A 3101-nucleotide genomic window follows, 5' to 3' on the forward strand; every position below is an offset into this window, starting at 1 on the left:
GCTTACCGTTTCGGATCAATAAGCACGAGGGAGTACGTCTCACCTTCCCCCTCGACTTCAAGGCGGCGCATCTGCGACGTCCAGCCTCCTCGCAGCGTTGCCACAGCGCGAATCCGGTCTCCAGGACGGAGACTGCGCTCCACCCATGCACGGGTGTTGGACCAGTACAGGTCATCGCCTTCAGCCTCAACAACTGCGCCGCTCCCACCCTCAGTCATGACAGCAGCCTAATGATCAGGAAGGAGCGGTTTCACGGCGAACCTTCAAAAACAGCCACTTAGGCAGGGGAGAATCCGGCCGGCCCGCAGCCGCCCTCGGCCCAGCTCTCCAGCAAGGAACGCACCGGACGCACCCGCATGGCCTGCGTCACCGCCTGCTACGACGCAGCCCCCGCACCCCGCACCGCCGCCGACATCCTGCCCCGCGACGCATCCGAACGCGCCGAGCGGAAGAAGGGACCGGCCGCGAGGAACAGGCACATGAACGCCTCACTCGAGCACTCCACCGCCACCATGGTCACCACCATGTTCGACCAGGCCGAGTGCCGCGACCCCGAACACCTGCGCCGCTGGATCGTGCTCGTGGACGGCGCCAACCACCAACTCGACTGCCTGACCCAGGAAGCGGCACGGCGCGGCGTGAGCATCGACATCATCGTCGATTTCGTTCATGTGCTCGAATATCTGTGGAAGCCGCGGACGACCTCCACCCCACCCAGCCCAACCGCGCCGCCTTCGTCCAGCAAGCCGCCCGCGACCTGCTCGAAGGCCACGCCCCCCGCGTGATCGCCGACCTGCACGCCCACCAACGCGCCCACATCGCCGCCGACCGGCCGACCCCCGGCCTGGACCGCGCCGCCGCCTACCTGGAAGCCAAACAGCCCTACCTGGACTACCACATCGCCCTCACCCCGGGCTGGCCGATCGCCACCGGCGTCATCGAGGGCAGCTGCCGCTACCTCGTGAAAGACCGCCTCGATGTGACCGGGGCACGATGGAGCCTGCCCGGCGGCGAAGCCGTCCTGCTCCTGCGCGCTGTCATCGCCAACGGCGACTTCACCGAGTACTGGCAGCACCACATCCGCTGCGACTACCAGCGCACCCACACAGCCCTCTACCAGGAACAACTCGACATCGCCGCATAACCGTTCGAAACCTGCTCACTCAAACAGAAACGCACCCCATTGCGGGGCCGCCGGCCGACACGCACGGCAGCCGACACAAGGCCTCTTGTCAGGGCAAATCAATTGATTTGTTACGCGCTTGGTTACGGTGCTGCTTGCACCGGGTGGAACAGCATCCGTATGGGGCAGTGATGATGCTTGTGCCGATGCCGGCGGACGCCCGTACGGACGGGCTGTCCACCGGTTCTACGAGTCGGCAGCCACCGCGCGCGCAAGCCTCCGGGCGACTTCCGGATCGAGGGCGGCGACCGTGGCGAGCAGGTGCCGCTGCAGGGCCTCCTGCGCTTTCTCCGGCCGGCCGTCCACGCATGCCTGCAGGATCTGTTCGTGTTCCTTGCGGCGGCTGAGGACAATCTCCGCATCCGCTGTGCTGGAAGCGCGGTAGCGCTCACTGTTGTGCCAGGTCGGCGCTATCGAGCGGAACAGCCACATCGATCCGGCTGCACGGTAGATGCCGTGGTGGAACCGTTCATGGGCTTCGCGGGCCGCTGCGGCGTCACCGGTCTCGAGTGCCTTCTGCTGATCGGCGAGCGCCTTGCGCGCCGCCTCATCGGCGGCGGTGTCGAACCGGGTGGCTGCCCGGCGGACCAGGATTCCCTCCAGGGTGATCCTGGTGAGGTAGGTGTCTTCGAGGTCGTCTGCCGACACGGCGCGCACCCGGGCGCCGCGATGTGGTTCACTCTCGACGACACCGATGGATTCCAGCTGCCGGATCGCTTCCCGGATGGGCATCATGCTCATGCCCAGGCTCTCGGAGAGATCCTGGAGACGCAGGGGCGCGTCGGCCGGAATCGTGCCGTCGAGGATCGCGGCGAGAATCGACTGGTACGCCTGTTCCGTCGTCGTCGTCCGCTGCGGCCTGCGAATTCCGGCAGCACTCATCAATACCTCCCGCTGAGCAGTTCTCCGGCGTCCGGAACGAAGGTCTTGAGGTCGAGCTTCTTGAGGATCTGATAGGTCGTGGCGACCGCCGCCGACAGTACCGGCTTGCCGATCCTGTCCTGGACCTTCTGGATGGCGGCCAGGGACGGCATCTGCACGCACGCGGAGAGAATGACCGCGTCGGCACGGCTGTGGTCAAGTCGGTCCACGATCTTGTCGAGAGCCATCGGGTCCCGCGCGCCGACCTCCAGATTGTTGGGGATCTCAAGAGCGATGTGGTCCGTGACCTCATAGCCCTCGCCCGCGATGTAGCCGACGACCTGTTCGGTGAGCGGCTTCATGTACGGCGCGATCAAGGCGACGCGCTGGACGCCCAGCGCCTCCAGGCCGTCGATCAACGCGCCGGCGCTGGTGACGACGGGCGCGCCGGCACCGTTGTCCGCGGCACGCTTGAGCAGGCGCTGCTCGGAAACGCGGTGGTACCCGGCCCCGCGAGTCATGATCGCGACAAGGCAGGCGTAGCCGAGGACGTCGACCGCGGCGTCGGAGAGCTCTACGGCGCAGCGGTCCGACTCATCGTCCATGGCCTCCAGTTGCTCCTTGGTGACCTCCTTCATGCGCATGCGCGACGAGTGGAAGGTGAACCGCTCAGGCTCGGTCTCCCCCCGGGCCCGCAGCATCGCGGGTACCTCGGTCTCCATGGTGATGTTCGAGCTGGGCACGATCTGCCCGATGCGATAGGCGCGCCGAGTCATGTCAGACCGCCTTCACAGGATTGGAGAGGGTGCCGATGGATTCGATGGTGGCCTCGATGACGTCGCCGGGGACGAGGAACTGCGGCGGGTCCATGGCCGCGCCGACACCCTGGGGCGAGCCGGTGGCGATGACGTCGCCGGGTTCCAGGGTGACCCCGGAGGTGATGTCGGCGATGAGCTGCGGGATGCCGAAAAGCATGTGGCGGCTGTTGCCGTTCTGCCGCTGCTCACCGTTGACCGTCAGGGACAGTTGCAGGTCGTGCGGGTCGGGGATCTCGTCG

At 66.6% G+C, this 3101-nt stretch carries 5 protein-coding genes; 2 read left to right on the forward strand and 3 right to left on the reverse strand.

Annotated elements, in window-relative coordinates; genetic code table 11:
• The first annotated feature begins 479 nt into the window (after nt 1-479).
• The gene (locus AOK23_RS36050; RefSeq protein WP_157878249.1) at nt 480-785 is read left to right on the forward strand and encodes a hypothetical protein; all 306 of its coding nucleotides are present in this window, start codon (nt 480-482) and stop codon (nt 783-785) included.
• Nucleotides 782-1144: a hypothetical protein gene (locus AOK23_RS36055; protein WP_079049902.1), complete on the forward strand. Its 363-nt coding sequence runs from the start codon at nt 782-784 to the stop codon at nt 1142-1144. Before AOK23_RS36050 ends, AOK23_RS36055 begins: the two co-directional genes overlap by 4 nt.
• Nucleotides 1145-1369: 225 nt before the next feature.
• Here AOK23_RS36055 and AOK23_RS36060 read toward each other — a convergent pair whose 3' ends face one another.
• The 3 genes from AOK23_RS36060 to AOK23_RS36070 all read right to left on the reverse strand — a co-directional run.
• A complete protein-coding gene (locus AOK23_RS36060) occupies nt 1370-2065 on the reverse strand; it encodes a GntR family transcriptional regulator (protein ID WP_055716734.1) in 696 nt (231 codons plus the stop codon).
• On the reverse strand, nt 2065-2820 hold the full coding sequence (locus AOK23_RS36065; protein WP_055716735.1) for a maleate cis-trans isomerase family protein: 756 nt from the start codon (nt 2818-2820) through the stop codon (nt 2065-2067). The genes AOK23_RS36060 and AOK23_RS36065 overlap by 1 nt, the downstream gene beginning before the upstream one ends.
• Before the next feature lies 1 nt (nt 2821).
• A partial coding sequence (locus tag AOK23_RS36070; RefSeq protein WP_206336389.1) for a fumarylacetoacetate hydrolase family protein occupies nt 2822-3101 on the reverse strand: 280 nt, incomplete at its 5' end.

Source organism: Streptomyces torulosus (assembly GCF_001419765.1).
Lineage (GTDB): Bacteria > Actinomycetota > Actinomycetes > Streptomycetales > Streptomycetaceae > Streptomyces > Streptomyces torulosus.